Origin of the sequence: Fodinibius salipaludis, assembly GCF_002287075.1 — a bacterium.
Lineage (GTDB): Bacteria > Bacteroidota > Rhodothermia > Balneolales > Balneolaceae > Fodinibius > Fodinibius salipaludis.
Window position 1 is genome coordinate 193,337 of the sequence record NZ_NSKE01000003.1, and the last position, 16,284, is coordinate 209,620.

12 protein-coding genes are annotated in these 16,284 nt (G+C 43.8%); 3 read left to right on the top strand and 9 right to left on the bottom strand.

Going from position 1 to position 16,284, the window contains the following annotated elements:
* The first annotated feature begins 175 nt into the window (after positions 1-175).
* Positions 176-745, top strand: a complete 570-nt coding sequence (locus CK503_RS05130) for a hypothetical protein (RefSeq protein WP_095605726.1) — start codon at positions 176-178, stop codon at positions 743-745.
* Positions 746-960: 215 nt separating this feature from the next.
* Here the strand turns inward: CK503_RS05130 and CK503_RS05135 are convergent, their stop codons facing one another.
* The 5 genes from CK503_RS05135 to CK503_RS05155 all read right to left on the bottom strand — a co-directional run bounded on the left by CK503_RS05135 (position 961) and on the right by CK503_RS05155 (position 7,745).
* Complete coding sequence (locus tag CK503_RS05135; protein WP_095605727.1) at positions 961-1,383, bottom strand: MarR family winged helix-turn-helix transcriptional regulator; 423 nt, start codon at positions 1,381-1,383, stop codon at positions 961-963.
* A gap of 122 nt (positions 1,384-1,505) precedes the next feature.
* Positions 1,506-3,965 carry a glycogen/starch/alpha-glucan phosphorylase gene (locus CK503_RS05140; protein ID WP_095605728.1) on the bottom strand — a complete coding sequence of 820 codons (2,460 nt, stop codon included), beginning with the start codon at positions 3,963-3,965 and terminating at the stop codon, positions 1,506-1,508.
* An 88-nt stretch (positions 3,966-4,053) separates the two neighbouring features.
* Complete coding sequence (locus CK503_RS05145; RefSeq protein ID WP_141239888.1) at positions 4,054-5,292, bottom strand: MFS transporter; 1,239 nt, start codon at positions 5,290-5,292, stop codon at positions 4,054-4,056.
* 30 nt (positions 5,293-5,322) lie between these two features.
* Positions 5,323-6,198: a 4-(cytidine 5'-diphospho)-2-C-methyl-D-erythritol kinase gene (ispE, locus tag CK503_RS05150; protein ID WP_095605730.1), complete on the bottom strand. Its 876-nt coding sequence runs from the start codon at positions 6,196-6,198 to the stop codon at positions 5,323-5,325.
* A 113-nt stretch (positions 6,199-6,311) separates the two neighbouring features.
* Positions 6,312-7,745: a CCA tRNA nucleotidyltransferase gene (locus tag CK503_RS05155; RefSeq protein WP_095605731.1), complete on the bottom strand. Its 1,434-nt coding sequence runs from the start codon at positions 7,743-7,745 to the stop codon at positions 6,312-6,314.
* 112 nt (positions 7,746-7,857) lie between these two features.
* Between CK503_RS05155 and CK503_RS05160 the strand changes: the two genes are divergently transcribed.
* On the top strand, positions 7,858-8,790 hold the full coding sequence (locus CK503_RS05160) for a cation diffusion facilitator family transporter (RefSeq protein WP_095605732.1): 933 nt from the start codon (positions 7,858-7,860) through the stop codon (positions 8,788-8,790).
* Positions 8,791-8,882: 92 nt separating this feature from the next.
* Here the strand turns inward: CK503_RS05160 and CK503_RS05165 are convergent, their stop codons facing one another.
* Positions 8,883-9,890: a sugar phosphate nucleotidyltransferase gene (locus CK503_RS05165; RefSeq protein ID WP_095605733.1), complete on the bottom strand. Its 1,008-nt coding sequence runs from the start codon at positions 9,888-9,890 to the stop codon at positions 8,883-8,885.
* A 120-nt stretch (positions 9,891-10,010) separates the two neighbouring features.
* Here CK503_RS05165 and CK503_RS05170 point away from each other — a divergent pair, with 120 nt between their 5' ends.
* Positions 10,011-11,687, top strand: a complete 1,677-nt coding sequence (locus tag CK503_RS05170; RefSeq protein WP_095605734.1) for a UDP-N-acetylmuramoyl-tripeptide--D-alanyl-D-alanine ligase — start codon at positions 10,011-10,013, stop codon at positions 11,685-11,687.
* Between the two features lie 178 nt (positions 11,688-11,865).
* Here CK503_RS05170 and CK503_RS05175 read toward each other — a convergent pair whose 3' ends face one another.
* From CK503_RS05175 to yidC, 3 genes are all read right to left on the bottom strand, one after another.
* Entirely contained in the window at positions 11,866-13,200 is a 1,335-nt protein-coding gene (locus CK503_RS05175) for an aminopeptidase P family protein (RefSeq protein WP_095605735.1), read from the bottom strand.
* Between the two features lie 78 nt (positions 13,201-13,278).
* A complete protein-coding gene (locus tag CK503_RS05180; RefSeq protein WP_095605736.1) occupies positions 13,279-14,205 on the bottom strand; it encodes a type I restriction enzyme HsdR N-terminal domain-containing protein in 927 nt (308 codons plus the stop codon).
* A 241-nt stretch (positions 14,206-14,446) separates the two neighbouring features.
* Positions 14,447-16,267, bottom strand: a complete 1,821-nt coding sequence (gene yidC, locus CK503_RS05185; RefSeq protein ID WP_095605737.1) for a membrane protein insertase YidC — start codon at positions 16,265-16,267, stop codon at positions 14,447-14,449.
* Positions 16,268-16,284 lie beyond the last annotated feature (17 nt).

The following is a 16,284-nucleotide window of genomic DNA, read 5'->3' on the forward strand; positions in this document are numbered from 1 at the left end:
CTTCTTCTGTCTTGCATTTATAGATCCAGAATCTATGTATCGAATTTTGTGTCAGGCTCAATCTATTTCGTCATCTTTTAAAGGATGATCCTGAAACGAGTTCAGGATACACGAATTGGAAATTCGCGTAAATTTAACATGACAATAAGGTTCCAGTTTTCTAACTTGAGGTGTCATGGAAAAACAGTCAGATACTTATTTCAGCTATCCGCCGAACCTGCACGAACTGGATTTGGCAACGTTGGTTTCGATGTATCGCGACCGAGGTATTCCTAAGAAAGCGAAACCCGGGGAATATTTTGCCTGTACGGTGACCAACAAGCTTATCAAAGAAGGAAAGTGGTGGTTTGGTCGGTATTACAGCCAAGAGGCCTGGGATGATACGCTGAGTCGCGGATCGGAGGGCTTTCCGCTTACAGAGGTTGAGATGAATGTTCTGGGGCTCGTCTATGCTGCGGATGACGAAGCGCCTCGTCGTGATTATGTGGAGCAAAATTGCGGAGCTGTCAGCAAGCTTGCCTATATGATTGTTAACGACCTAAAGGAGTTTGGCTTTTTGTCACTGGATGATCATGATCGATTGTTGATTACGCCCCGTGGAGAGAAGGCACTACAGGGCATAGCCAAGCAAGTTTACGGTAAAAAGTTCAGGTCTGGCATGCTTAAAGTAGAGCAGGGTGAAATCACCAATCCCAAGATTGAACGGGCGCCCAAAGAAGACAGCGAACAGGCAAATCTTTTTTAGGTATTATCACACTTCTTATTTTTAACTATATGCAGTAGTGATTTCGAGCGATAGGGAGATCTGTGTTTTCTCCCAAAGTTTGTTTCTCGGCAGGAAGTTTTGGGCTGTTATTTTTTATCGGTAAAGAGATGAAAATCTAATCTGTTTTAAAGACCTTTGGAAGTTTAAAAAGTTAAGATTAATCTCATTTTCTGCTTCGGTTAATTTAGCTCTTTTTACTCTTCCATTGTATCCAAAGCATTCGAAATCATCTCAGATAACACGTCAACATAACGTTCACCTAATTCCTCTCTCTTTTGCTGGATCAATTTCTCCCATTTCTCTTGTACTTTCTCAACAGTAACTTTTCCATCACTTGTACATACAACTTTAGTTGCGCGTCCTTCTGATTGCTTTTCAACCAATCCCCGACGCTCCATTTTTTGAACTAATCGGGTTATCGTAGATGGTTTTAAATGGAGCATTTCTGCCAACTGGCTGGGCTGAATTCGAGGATTTTTGTTAACTAAATACAATAATAAGGTATGTGAAGGCGATAGACCTATTGTTTTCAACATTTCATCAGCCTGATTACTGAGCTTCCGGGCAAATGCGGAGGTAAGAAAAAAGATATTACCTTCTGTGAGTTTATCAGCCATAACCTTCAATTTAGTTGCGCATACAAATAAGATAGTTAAAAGTTATTTCTTTTCAAGCTTAATGTACAGTGCTACGGAAGGCTAACTTCCCGGCACTGTATAGGAGTTATGATGATTTTAAATTATTGACTGACTTCCACATCCCAGATACGCTCACAGTAATCTTTAATAGAGCGATCGGATGAAAAATGTCCCATGTTGGCTACGTTGATTATCGCTTTGCGATTCCAGTCAAACTCATCTCGGTAATTGGCTTCAACTTCCTCCTGTTTTTCAACATACTTACGGTAATCAGCCAATACCATAAAGTAGTCGCCTTGGTTTAATAAGGCGTTGGTTATGGGGTGGAATAGGTTTGGATTGTCGGGACTAAAGTAGCCGTCGTGGATTTGATCAATCACTTGTTTGAGTTCTTCATCCGACTCGTAAATTTTCTGCGGATTATATCCCTGAGCTCGTACATCCTCGATCTCATCAACGGTATGTCCAAAGATAAAGATATTATCTTTACCGACTTGCTCACGGATTTCAATATTGGCGCCGTCCAGCGTGCCTATCGTTAAAGCTCCATTCAGGGCAAACTTCATATTTCCTGTTCCGGACGCTTCCATACCTGCTGTCGAAATCTGTTCGGAAAGGTTGGCTGCAGGAATCATCTTCTCTGCCAATGTTACACTGTAATCCGGTAAGAATAATACTTTTAGTTTGGGCGCTACTTCCGGATCATTATTGATAACTTCTGCCACGCTGTTAATCAATTTGATATGTAATTTTGCCATGGTATAACCCGGTGCAGCTTTTCCCGCGAAAAGCAGTGTACGCGGTTCGATGTCTGCATTGGGATCATTCTTAATTCGGTTATACAGCGTAATAGCATGCATTAGCGCCATCAGCTGGCGTTTGTACTCATGAATTCGTTTAATCTGGATATCAAAAATAGATTCGGCATCAACGGTAACGCCCATCGTATCCTTAATATAATCAGCAAGCTTTTGCTTGTTACGCAGTTTAATAACTTTAAACTCCGACTGAAATTTCTCATCCTCAGCAAAGTGTTCTACTTCTTGTAGCTGGTCCAGATGCGTAACCCAATCGTCTCCAATGCGATCAGAAATTAAGTCCGCCAGTTCACGGTTACATTGTCGTAGCCAGCGACGAGGCGTAATACCATTGGTTACATTCGTAAATTTTTCGGGATAGTGATCGGCAAAATCTTTAAAAATAGTCTTCTTCATCAGATCACTGTGCAGCTCGGAAACGCCGTTCACTCTTTTAGCCCCAATAATGCCCAGATTCCCCATTCGCACGCGGGCATCCATCTCATTACTAATGACCCGCATCCGATTTTTCTTATTACGATCATCCCCGGAAATATCAATAGAATTTAGGAACCGACGGTCGATCTCCCGGATAATCTGCACGTGCCGCGGAAGCAAGTTTGACATCAGCGAAAGCGGCCATTTTTCCAACGCCTCAGGCATCAAGGTATGATTGGTGTAATTAATAGTCTGAGAAACAATATCCCAAGCGGGCTCCCACTCCAGCCCTTCTAAATCCATCAGCATACGCATCAGTTCGGGAACAGCTAAATTTGGATGCGTATCGTTACACTGGATAGCCATTTGATCCGGAATTTTACGCAGATCGTCGAACTGTTTTTTAAAGCGATTCATGGCATCCTGCAACGAGGCCGAAACCAAGAAATACTCCTGCTTTAGCCGGAGCTCTTGTCCCTTGAATACCTTGTCATTGGGATAGAGCACCCGCGAAATATTTTCCTCAAGCAGATTGCTGCGCACTGCTTCAATATAATCTCCCTGATTAAAACTTTTAAGATCAAACCCTTCATCGGAAGTTGCCTTCCAGAGGCGGAGGTTATTAACCACATCATTCTGGAATCCTGGGATAGGTGTATCGTAGGCCAGGGCCGTTACATTATGGGTATTCACCCAGTCGTAATGCAGGCGACCGTTGCCATCCTCACTGGCAGTGGTATCCCCATAAAATTGCACCGTATATTTTTTCTTGGGACGCACAACGCTCCACGGATAGCCGTACTGCAGCCACATATCGGGTTTTTCCACCTGCCAGCCGTCTTCAATATCCTGATCAAAAATACCGTAGTCGTATCGAATGCCGTATCCAAGTGCCGGCACGCCGAGCGTAGCCATCGAATCCAAAAAGCAGGCAGCCAGACGTCCGAGTCCGCCATTTCCAAGGCCGGCATCGACCTCCGCTTCGCGCACCTTGTCGTAATCAAAACCAATCTCTTCAATGGCTTCGGCGGCCACATCCTGCATCCCCAGGTTAATAAGCATGTTATCCATCAGGCGGCCGATAAGATACTCCATTGACAGGTAGTATACCCGCTTAGACTCATTCTGATAGTAGCTCTGCTGGGTATTAATCCAACGATCGTGCAGGCGATCCATCACCGCTAATACTACGCTGCGATATTGGTCCCAATCTGTAGACGAAAATTTATCTTTAGCTAAGGTGTAGTGAAGGTGCTGCTTAATATCTTCCCGAAAAGAGTCTACGTCCATGCCGGTTCGGGGATTTATAGTTGAATCAACTGACATTTATTGGCCAATTAAGTTACTGGATTAGTGATGAAACAAGTAATGATGAAAATACATGAATTAAAAGGAGAAAATGAAGAAGAATGAATTAATTAGAATGTTGTAGCTCCGGCTCCGGTAAATACTTCCATACGATAAACGCCATTCCCAAAATCATAGCAGCTCCGATCAGGGTATTACTAAGGTATCCTTGTGATACATAGGCCGGTCCGGCAATAGTGCCGCCTATCCCATAGCCGACCTGGCCAATAGCTACAAGTAAGCTCATGAGCGTGCCACGCTTACGCCCTGATACTAACTCTGTGGTGAGAGCTTGAAAAGGACTGATGCGCATCGCTACCAGCATCATGATCACAAAAAACAGCACATAGGCAACCCAGAAGGATTGGACTAATGGGATTGTCAGGGCCATCACGATTGCCAATCCTAAACATGAAGCGATAATAATGCGTTTCCGTCCCCACAGATCTGAAAGCTTTCCTGCCTGCGGACCGGTTATCACATTCGCAATTCCGCCCACCAAGAAGAGCGAAGCGATTTCATTTCCAGATACGTTGAAGGTAGTTTCTAACCAAGTGGGAAGAAAAATAACATACACCGAGAGGCTCAAAAACATCAGGAAATAACTGACGGCAGAAGCAATAATTTCGGGCTTGCGAAGCATTAGCAGATACTTCCGGATGGATCCGATTACCGTGACTTTGGCTTTTTGGAGTTTTATATCCGGTTGTGGGACGGTAAGCCAAATTAACAATAGGGCAAACAACATGAGTACTGCGAATGCAAGAAAAGGTGCTCGAAAGCCAAAATATTCTGCTAAGATTGTACCTATGGGAATACCCAGAATTTGTCCCATTGCAATGCCGCTCATAATCCATCCGTTCGCCCAGCCCCGTCGCTCATAAGGAAAATAATCGCCGACATACGAAACGGATGCCCCGCTTAGAATTCCACCGGCAGCTCCCGCCAATCCCCGAACAATTAAAAAGCTAAAAAAATCGAATACAAATCCATGTAAGAAAAGAGCACCGGTCATAATACTTGTGCCAATGAGTAGTATTTTCCGTCGACCGATCTTATCGGAAATGGGTCCTGTTATCAGGGCGCAAATGCCAACCATTACGGCATAGGCGGTAACGAGAATTCCCAGCAATGCTTCGGATACGGCAAGCTGCTCACTAATGCGCGGCAATATAGGCGCGATTATCATAATTTGACTGCTGGCAGCAAAGACCAGCAACCAAAGCGAAAAGATGATAAAAAAGACTTCTTTTTTCTTGTTGGGCATAATACTTAGATGCCTGACACTTTTTGAAGTGCCAGGCATCTTGATGTCCCTCAATATTTAGAATTTATTTCACGCTTTTCGATAAATCCCGTAGTCGGGTTCAAAACCCGGACGGGTTAAGTTAGTTGGGAAATCAAGCTCTAATAGTCCTTTATAGGCATTGGTCGCCACAAAATCCTGCTCAAAAATGCCGTATACGGCTGATCCGCTTCCGGTCATCGAAGCATAGGTGGCACCAAATTCATACATTTGATCTTTCATATTTCCTGATACGTTGATACGCTGGAAGACTGATTTTTCCAGATCGTTATTGAGGATAAACTGCCACTCGTCAATATCTTCTTCGGTAAGTATTTTCTTTAAATCAAATTCCGGCTCGGGATCGGGCACACAGTTTTGATAGGCTTCGGCCGTGCTGCTCTGTTCATTGGGAAAACAGGTGACAATCCAAAAATCAGGTTGTAAATCCAGATGTTCAATTTCATGACCGATGCCTTTGGCAATGCCAGACTTTCCTTTAATGAAGAAGGGAACATCGGCTCCCAGATCGCGGCTTATGTCGATAAGTTCATCGTCGGTAAGCCCCAGTTCCTCAATTTTATTCAGCAACCGCAGCGTAAGTGCCGCGTTACTGCTTCCTCCGCCAAGTCCGGCCCCCGCGGGAATTCGCTTATCTACGCGAATTAGGTAATTATGCTGCAGCCCGATGTATCGGTTGAGTGTTTCAATGGCTTTGTTGATGAGATTGCTGTCATCAGTAGGGATATTTTCATCGTTCATCTCCAGCTTCATTTCCGGAGCTCGCTTTACTTCGAAATGATCGCGCCACTCCAGAAAACACATTCCTGTTTCTATGGCATGATAACCAGTGGGCAGGCGCTCAAGGACATGCAATCCTAAATTGATTTTTGCATACGAATCGGCAATCCAAACGTCGTTGGCCATATAATTTTCTATTTAATTAACTAATGAAACCCTGCGGGTTTCTTTTATAAAAACTGTGAATGTTATTCAATTAATAATTCTAACAACGAAAACCCGCAGGGTTTAAAGTAGATTTATTGTTTCTCGACAAATTGGTCTTTAATATCCATCATGTAATTAAAAGCAGCATCGTGCTCATTGGGAATTTCGCCATCTAAAATGGCTTCCTTAATGGCATCTTTAATATCTCCGATTACCGGACCGGGCTCCAGGTCTAAGGCATCCATAATTTCATCCCCTCTGATTGGATTAGTCCAATTGCGAATACGATCCTTCTTTTCAACCTCTTCGATTTTTTTCTCCACATAATCGAAGTTACGGTTATACTGCTTCACCTTGTAATCATTTTTACTGGTGATATCCGCACGGCAAAGCATCATCAAATCGTCAATATCGTCCCTGGCTTCGTAGATTAGTCGACGCACGGCACTGTCGGTTACATCATCAGAAACGAGAGCAATGGGACGCAAGTGCAGGCGTACTAACTTGCGGACATACCGCATCCGTTCATCGAGTGGTAGCCCCAGTCGCCGAAAAATAGGCTTTACCCATTTAGCCCCCAGTGCATCATGACCGTGAAACGTCCAGCCCGTTCCTTTTACAAATTTCTGGGTGGCAGGCTTGGCAATATCATGCATAATGGCCGCCCAGCGGAGCCAAAGGTCTCCGCCCATTTCAGCTACATTATCGAGCACTTTGAGTGTGTGCCAGAAGTTATCTTTGTGACGGACCCCCCGCACTTCCTCAACACCGTGCAGCTTTACCATCTCGGGAAAGAAATGTTCCAGTAAGCCTGTTTTAAACAGATGATCAAATCCAATAGAAGGTTTCTCGGCCAGCACAATTTTATTGAGCTCCTCAATGATACGCTCTTTAGAGATAATCTCGATACGCTCGGCCATTTCCTCAATACCGCGATACGTTTGTTCCTCTATATCGAACTGCAGCTGTGTGGCAAAGCGGATGGCGCGCATCATCCGCAGGGGATCATCCTCAAAGGTTTTAAGTGGATCAACTGGGGTGCGAATGAGTTTCTTTTTAAGGTCTTGTATCCCGCTAAAGGGGTCAACAAGCTGACCATAATTTTCTTCGTTCAGCGACCACGACAGGGCATTAATCGTAAAGTCACGCCGCAGTTGGTCATCTTCAAGCGTCCCATCCTCCACAACAGGCTTGCGGGAATTTCTGCGATAACTCTCTTTGCGTGCACCCACAAACTCCAGATCCATATTGTCGTGCCGGATGTGCGCGGTCCCAAACTGTTTATATACCGAAAGATTATCGGCGTCCAACCGGTCAGCAATTTCTTTCGCAATTTCGATGCCGGACCCAACGGTCACAAAATCAATATCCAGCTTATCGGCATCTTTGGTGCGGTTAAGGTAAAAATCACGTACGTATCCGCCAACGACATACACATCTTGGTTAACCGTTTTTCCGGCCTCTGATATTTGTTTAAATACTTTCTGATGCTTTGGAGGGATATCTTCCACTTCGCTGTCCTTCATTAATTACTTGTCATAAAACGAGCGTAAAAATAAGAACAAATACACTTGCTTTCAGGTATTCTTTGCGTAATCTTTTAGTCCTGTTATAACTAACATTTACCATGAATAATCTGTGAAAACATCCCCCGCCAAAACCGCTTTACGCATTAGCCTGCTGGTATCGGTTCTTTCTCTTTCGCTCAAAGTCACTGGTTTTGGAATTACCGGGTCCAATACCGCCTTGTCTGATGCCGCAGAATCTGTCATCCATGTTCTTGCTGTTTCATTTGTGTATTACGGATTGTTGCTGAGCACCAAACCCGCCGACGACAAGCACCTGTATGGACACGAACGCGTTGAGTTTTTATCTGTCGGGATTGAAGGTGCTGTTATTACACTTGCAGGGATCACTATTATTTATCAATCGGTCGAAAATTATCTGTACGGATATAATCTGCGCGAACTTATGACCGGGGTGTATCTCATTGGAGGTGCGGGAATTATCAATTTTATTCTTGGCAGTTACCTGTTAAAGGTTGGACAGCGCGAAGAAAATATGATCGTTATAAGCAATGCCAAGCACACGCTTACCGATGTGTGGACCAGTGCCGGCGCAGTTGCCACCTTGCTGATCATTAAGTTCACTGATTTACTTATTCTGGACTCTCTGGTCGCTATTTTGCTGGCTTTTTATATCATGTACGAGGGATTTAAACTGCTCAAATATTCGGTGGATGGACTTATGGATTCCCGCGATCCGGCGGTAGACAAAGCCATCCGCAAAGAGTTATCCAAAGAACTGCCGGGATCTATGATCAACGTTCACAACTTGCGTCACCGCACTACCGGTAGTACAACATGGATTGAATTCCATGCCATCTTTGAGGAAGATGTGAATTTGGAACAGGCTCATGATGAAGCAACTCTTCTTGAAAAACGACTTATTAATGCCGTTAAAGGCGATGTTATTGTTACTATCCACCTGGAGCCGGAAGGCAGCCACGAAGAGGTACACAACACGCTGAAAGATGCGGATCAAAATCGTCCGCTCGAAGATTTTATTTGATTGATGATAGATAGTAATGAGTAGTGAGTGATGAGTATTGAGAAAATACTAAATATCAATACTCACTATTCAGATCCCACTACTCAAAAAAACTACACTTCAACTCCTATTTTCGTATGATCACCCAGATGTACTTCCTGATCAACATCTTTGAGCTCCACATGTCGACCAATAGTTGAATCCTCAATATTACAGTCTTCAAGCGTAGCATGCTCCTGAACCAGGCTGTTTTTAACCGTGCATTTCTTAAGAGTTGATCCTTCGGCAATACTGGCTTTGGGACCTATAATACAGTTTTCGAGCTCCACATCATCCCCAATATAAACGGGAGGTATAATTTTGGTACCGGGGAAACGATCTTCATCGATCTCCTCATATTCCTTCTCGGTAATAATGCCGGATGTCTCTCTCCAGGCAGGCAGCGTCCCGCAATCCAGCCATTGATCAACCGTTGCCTTTTTAAATACTTTATTATCCTTTAGCAGGCGGTCAAGCGCATCCGTAAGCTGAAACTCATTCCCTTTTCCGCGGATATCATTATCTAATAGGTATTCAATTTCTTTCTTGAGTTCGGCACCATCCTTAAAGTAGTAAACACCAATAATTGCCAGATTCGAAATGGGTTCGTCGGGCTTTTCCACAAAATCGGTAATCTTGCCATCCTTCTCGACAGCTACACCAAAACGCGAGGGATCTTCCACCTCTTTAAGCCAGACAACGCTGTCGGCATCTTCGATAGATACGGAACCTTCCATATCAAAAATAGTATCAGCAAAAACAATAATGCATTCGCCATCCAGATCTTTTTCGGCGCAATATACGGCGTGCGCTGTACCCTCTGCCTGTTCCTGTACCCGGAACGTGGCCTTAGCATTCTGCCGATCGCTCATTGCTTTTAAAGCGTCTTTAATTTCCTGGCCAAAATCGGGACCAAGAATAAATACAATTTCATCGATATTGCGATCAAGTGTGCGTGCAAACGTCTCTACAATACGTTCCACAATCATCTTTCCGGCGACGGGCAAAAGGGGCTTGGGAACTGTGTGCGAATGGGGTCGAACTCTTGTGCCTCGACCTGCCATTGGGATTATTAATTTCATATATTTGAACGAATTTTAGATGAAAGATTATCTATTTTGTTTAGCGCGTTAATATAACGGATGTTCCAAACTTTAGCGACCATTCATCACTTGCTATCTCTTTAATCTAACTGCTGTATATTGAACTGGTATTTAAATCTTATTGATATCCTGATCTTGGTTTTCGTGCTGGTAATGGCACGTCATACTTTGCTCAGGGGACGTTATTTTTTACACATTTTTCAGCAAAACGGATATAAGCTCAACGAGTTTTGGTACTGGCTTGTCCAACACTGGAATCAGCGTGTCATAACTGTTGAGCACGTATTGTATAATGTCATCATTTTTGTTTTGCTGATTTTCCTCTCTAATGCGGTTACGGGCAGTGCGGCCATTATCATTTTGGCTGTTTTTGGAATTTCCTGGTTTGGCCCCTTCAACTATTACGGTGGGGAAGAATCTAAAAAGCCGCTTGTATTTACTCCGCGGATGATTCGCCTGACTATTCCTTTCGCAATATTATCGCTTTTATTACCTGTTGCAGTAACCTTTATTTCGTATGCAGGATATATTCCCTTCACCGAAATGACTATCAAAAATTCCGGGTTGTATGCCGCCGATATGTATCTACTTGCTTTCGGATGGGTGCTGGGCCATGCGCTTATTCCATTTTTCATTTTTGCGGCCGCCCTCATTACCAAACCTATAGAGGCATACGTCCACCGGCACTTTATTAAACTGGCCAAACAAAAGCTTTCCCAGATGCCCGACCTAACGGTTATTGCTATTACCGGCAGCTACGGCAAGACGAGCACAAAGTTCATGATTCGTGACCTGCTGAGCGAACGGTATTCCGTCTGTTCAACGCCGGGTAGCTATAATACGCCGATGGGCATTTGCAAAGTTATCAACAACGATCTGGAAGCCCGTCACCAAATTCTCGTACTCGAGATGGGCGCCCGCTACGAGGGTAATATTGATGATCTTTGCGATATTGCCGAGCCCGATATTTCGGTTGTCACTAATGTGGGGGTCGCTCATCTCGAAACGTTTGGCTCACAGGATGCCATCGCTCGAACCAAATCCACTATTGTAAAGCGCACCAAGCCAAACGGTAAAGCAGTCCTCAACGCTGACGATGAACGAGTTAGGACCATGGCCGATCTTCGGGATGATTTAGAGTTTACTTTTGTGGGACTTGAATCTGGTGATATCCGTGCTAAGAATATTCAATATGGCCCCGAAGGAATGACATTTGTTATAACTGTGGATGATCAGCAAGAACAGGAATTTACTATGCAGCTGCTGGGATCCCACAACGTGCAAAATATGCTGCTGGCCGTGGGAGTTGCCCGATCATTCGGACTCCGGCTCACCACCATGGCAATGGCCGCTTCACGCATGGAGCCCGTAGAACACCGCCTGGAGCTGAAGTCGCAGAACGGCATTACTGTCATTGATGATGCTTTTAACTCGAATCCCGTGGGCGCTAAAAATGCTGTTGAAACACTGGTGGCTTTTGATAGCGGACGCAAAATTATCATTACTCCCGGGATGATTGAATTGGGCGATTTACAGGAGGAAAAGAATTGTGAATTCGGTGAGCAGGTCGGAAAGGCTGGTTTAGATCTGGTTATCCTTGTGGGACAAAACCAAACACAACCGATTAAAGAAGGCATTGCATCAACCGGCTTTGATATGAAAAATGTAAAAACGGTAAATAGCCTTCATGAAGCTAACCAAACAATGCAAAACTTTGCCCAAGAAGGCGATGTAGTGCTTTACGAAAACGACCTACCGGACAGTTTTAATGAATAACGTTTTAGACCCGCAGGGTTTTCAAAATATTACTATAACCAATTATTTTTCACTTTAACTTTCCACCAAAAGAACCCCTGCGGTGTTATTGCAATACAAAAAGTTTAACAGGATGAAGGACACCCCTCAAAAGTGGCTTCATCTCATTTAGAGCTTATCTAATATATCTAACTGCCAATTACCCAGCCATAATTTTCTCTATTTCATCTCGCTCTTTTGGAACAGTCGTCATATTTTCGCAGCCGTCTTCAGTAACGATGATGTTATCCTCAATACGAACGCCACCAAAGTCCATCATATCGTTCAGCTTCGAAGCATTCAGGAATTTTGAAGCCTTATCATTTTCAAGGGCAGGTTTTAAGAGTGCAGGGACAAAATAGAGTCCCGGCTCGATGGTTAGCACCATGCTCGGCTGCAACGTTCGCCGCATTCGCAGATACTTAATACCTGGGCGTTCAATGCGCTCTACTCCTTTTGGATATCCACCTACGTCATGGGTATCCAGTCCAAGAAAGTGGCCGAGTCCGTGTGGAAAGAAAAGCGCGAAAATATCCTCTTCCATAAGGTCATCGATCGCCCCTTTTACGATATTGGCATCCTTAAGCCCCTGCATCATCACGCGCGCTGCCAGAATATGCAGATCCTCCATTTTTGCTTTGGGTTTTGCTGCATCAATAACCTGTTTTTGAGCTTCCAACACCGCTTCATAAATTTCAGCTTGTGTATTCGTAAATGCTCCGTTGGCGGGATAGGTCCGCGTAAAGTCCGAAGCATAGCCGTTACATTCATAACCGGCATCAATCAAAAACAGGTCGCCGTCTTTTATCTCGCGGTTGTTTTCAACATAATGGAGAATGGCGCTGTTTTCTCCCGCCGCAAAAATACCGTTGTAGGCATCCTGCATCAGACCATTTTTAATCTGATGATAATCGAACACCGCCTTCATCTCGTGCTCATATTTGCCGGGCTCCAGCGCCTTTAGCACGGCCTTATGGGCGATATTGTTTACGCGAGCCGCCTCCCGCATCTGATCGAGTTCCCAGTCTGTTTTGAAAACTCGGCAGTGCGTCAAGGCATCTTCAAGGGTATCGAGATCGATAGGCAGGTCTCGCTCAAACTTTTCTATGAATTCGGCTTGCTCCTCTTCAACACAGTAAATTTTCTCGGGAGCTAATTCTTGAAGAACCTGGGGTAGTTTGGCCTCGTAATGAAGATGGTCGGGCTGATAGTCATCCTGAAGTTGCTCCTTTGATTTTACGCGTCCGTGCCAAACCGCATACTGAGCATCGCGATTGGGAGCAAACAGGTGATAATCCTGGTTTTTAAGATCAAGGATGAGATGGAAGTCCGGCTCATTTACTCCGGTCAGATACCAAAAATTTGACTCCTGACGAAAAGGAAACTCATAGTCGGTATCGTAACGATACATCAAGTCTGCTCCTTTCATATAAACGATAGCAGATTCCTTGTCATCAAGAAGTGAAAATAGTTTTTCGCGGTGTAAATGATGCATAGAACAAAGTTTTTAAATGAAAATGAGAGGTGGAAGTTACAGTAAAAGTTGTATCTGACAAACTAACCAAAACCTGAATTAATTGACATGCTCTATAAATAATGTATCGATCTCTTTTACAATATCATCAACCTTGGTTATTGATTTCAGATCTATATAATTACTAAGATCAAAAGTTTTAATTCCCTGTCGAGAATATATCGAGCTATTTCCGTTTTTCTCTGCAAAAAGCACATCTAAATTTACTTCGAGTACGGCCTCGTTTTCGTTTTCTTTGTTCAGAATAATCACAAATCTATTGCCTCCGAAGGCCGTATTTAACGTTGTCAAAGCCAGACGCCTGTTTTCTGATGTTTGTACGATTCGATAATAGTGATTGAGATCAATATCAGAAGGACTATTACTGAATGTCAAAAAATTAACTTTTGAACCATCGTTTGGCAGCCAAAGATTAGGCAGTGTTTCTTCGAGCCATAACCGTAGCTCCGGTGATGCTTTTTCCCCGGCAAATCCACGCTGCTTCCAATCATCAAAGTCGTATTCCGGTTGCTTTTGTTTTCCATCTAAAAAGTCTGGATGGTGGCCATTCAGTTCATTCACTTTTCCTGATTCCTTATCTATAGCATACCAAAAATCTGAAATGCCGTTGGTCATCAGTAAATAGGGAGCGCCCACTTTTTGATTATATCGCGCTACCTGCTGGGCCGTTTTCGCAGATATGGACACATACTCTGCCTTGCATTCGATTAATAGCTTAGGATCAAATTGCTGGGAATAACAGATCAGGTCGGTTCGCATGGAGGTGTCCCCGAGCTTGCCAATAGCTTCTTCAGTTGAAATGCGATGCTTTGACCATCCCCTCTGTATCAAGGCCTCCATAATACGCAGCCGAACTCGTTCTTCGGGCAGGTTCTTGAGCGCTTTTTTATGGATGGGATTCCATAGTTTTTTCTGCCGGTCGCGCCAAACTATTGGAGGATAAATGTGTTTTGCAATACTTGCCATAAGGCTAAATATAGGGATGATTTGAGAACTGCCAAGTTTCCTGCAATATCTGATTATAAATCGAACACGCTGACATTATGAAGGACTATGGGAACGTGAGAAATCCTTGTTCAGTTATATGTCATTCAGAATGAAAACAAAGATCTCTTATTAATTTTTGGGATGATCATTCCCTTGGGCATAAAGTTAAAAAGGCCCCGAAATTCGGAGCCTTTTTACACTAAATGAATCTAAGATATTTTTAAGCTGCTGCCGCCTCTTTTTCCTTGTCCATCTGACGGTAGATAATCAATTGTTGACCGATAGATACCACGTTATAAATCAGATAGTAGAGACTAAGTCCGGCCGCAAAATTATTAAAGATAAATAGCAGCATAAATGGAAAGACGTATTGTAAAGCCTTCATGTTAACGCCGCCGGGGCCACTGCCCCCACCGCCACCGCCAGGTCCCATACCGCCGGTAAGTTTACTTTGAGCAAACATGGCAGCGGTCATAAGTAGCACAAAACCAGCCACCTGATCACCTAAAAATGGTACGCTAAAGGGGAGACTTAGAATATAGTCCGGTGCCGATAGATCACTGGCCCATAGGAATTCCTGTTGACGGATCATGATAGAATTCTGGAAGAAACGCCAGAGGGTAATCAGGATTGGTAACTGCAGAAGGTTAGGCAAACAACCGCCCAAAGGATTTACCCCCTCCTCCTTATACAGTTTCATGGTAGCCTTCTGCTGCTTCTCGGGATCGTCCTCATACTTCTCCTTGATCTCCTGCATCTTGGGCTGCAGCTCTTTCATAGCTGCCATACTGCGGTAGCTTTTCTTGGTCAATGGATAGAGTACCATTTTGATCAGAATAGCGAAGAGGATAATGGCAAATCCGTATCCCATATAATTATCAACAAAACCAAAGTATGGAATAACGAGATACTCAACGATCGGATCCGATATCCAGCTAAGCCAGCTGTAGCCCGTATCAACCATGCCGTATGTGGTTCCATCATAACCCTGCAATGCGTAATAATCTAACGGCCCTACGAACATGTGAAAAGAGGCGGTACCTTCCTGTGAAAGATCAGTGGTTATAAACGATTGATACCGGTGCTCGGTTGTTGAAAGATCTGTTTCTCCACTCTGTTCGCCTATAAGATGAGCTCCTTCTGTGGGATTACTCGTTTCTATGATTTGAGTAAAGAATTTGGTTCGTGTAGATACCCAGTCAATATTTCCATTATAATCCTGGGTATTGCGTCCGGCTTCACTTAATTTGAGCTGCTCCATCTCTCCACCGGTATATACATATGCTTTTGCATAGGTAGCCTCGGTAGTGGCTGGGTATTTCTCAGTAAAGTTTAGCGGTGATTTCCATCCAAAGTCAAAGTTACCGCCAATGATATCTTGTTCAAGTCCTTCAAATTCAACATCTAATTTAATCTCGTGGGAATTCCCAAAGAGCGTGTAGGTATAAATCAGACGTTTTTCGTCACTGATATTTAGTGCATATTTGACCTCGGTAGAATCATTTTCTCCAATAGAGATCGAATCGCCCGGTGTAACTTGTTCAAAAACCAAGTCTTCGGTTTCGACATTATAGTTTTCACTGGTGAGAAACCCCAATGAGTATGCCGATTCAGTGGTATCCTTGATCATCTGAACCGGGTTGTGATTCCATGTCTCGTAGTCTTTAAAAGTAATTTTAGATGGACCGGCACCAATATTAGTAAATGTGGCGTTATATAGTGGTGAATCAACCACTAATTTTGTGGTATCATCAATACTGGCAGCAGAAAACATTCCCATTTCAGGTTGCTCTTCCTCATCTTGAGTTAAGCGTGCAGGTTCTTGCTCTTGTTCTTTTTGCTCAGCCTGCTGTTGGGCTACACCTTCTGCTTGTTCCTGGTTTTGTTGCTGGCTATCAGCCTGCGCGGCAGCTATGCTATCCTGACGAGCCTGTTCGGCTTGCCGTTGTTGTAGTTCCTGTTCCGATGGCATGGAATAGTAGGTCCATGCAACCATTACTAAAAATATTAATATAAATCCGGTTACTGTATTACGATCCAAAAGAAATCCTCAGTCTA

Coding starts and splice junctions, on each gene's coding strand:
- ispE (WP_095605730.1), bottom strand. CDS start 6,198: ATGGCCAACGACGTTTGGATTGCCGATTCGTATGCAAAAATCAATTTA.
- CK503_RS05165 (WP_095605733.1), bottom strand. CDS start 9,890: ATGAAATTAATAATCCCAATGGCAGGTCGAGGCACAAGAGTTCGACCC.
- CK503_RS05130 (WP_095605726.1), top strand. CDS start 176: ATGGAAAAACAGTCAGATACTTATTTCAGCTATCCGCCGAACCTGCAC.
- CK503_RS05180 (WP_095605736.1), bottom strand. CDS start 14,205: ATGGCAAGTATTGCAAAACACATTTATCCTCCAATAGTTTGGCGCGAC.
- CK503_RS05145 (WP_141239888.1), bottom strand. CDS start 5,292: ATGCCTGGCACTTCAAAAAGTGTCAGGCATCTAAGTATTATGCCCAAC.
- CK503_RS05155 (WP_095605731.1), bottom strand. CDS start 7,745: ATGAAGGACAGCGAAGTGGAAGATATCCCTCCAAAGCATCAGAAAGTA.
- CK503_RS05135 (WP_095605727.1), bottom strand. CDS start 1,383: ATGGCTGATAAACTCACAGAAGGTAATATCTTTTTTCTTACCTCCGCA.
- CK503_RS05175 (WP_095605735.1), bottom strand. CDS start 13,200: ATGCATCATTTACACCGCGAAAAACTATTTTCACTTCTTGATGACAAG.
- CK503_RS05140 (WP_095605728.1), bottom strand. CDS start 3,965: ATGTCAGTTGATTCAACTATAAATCCCCGAACCGGCATGGACGTAGAC.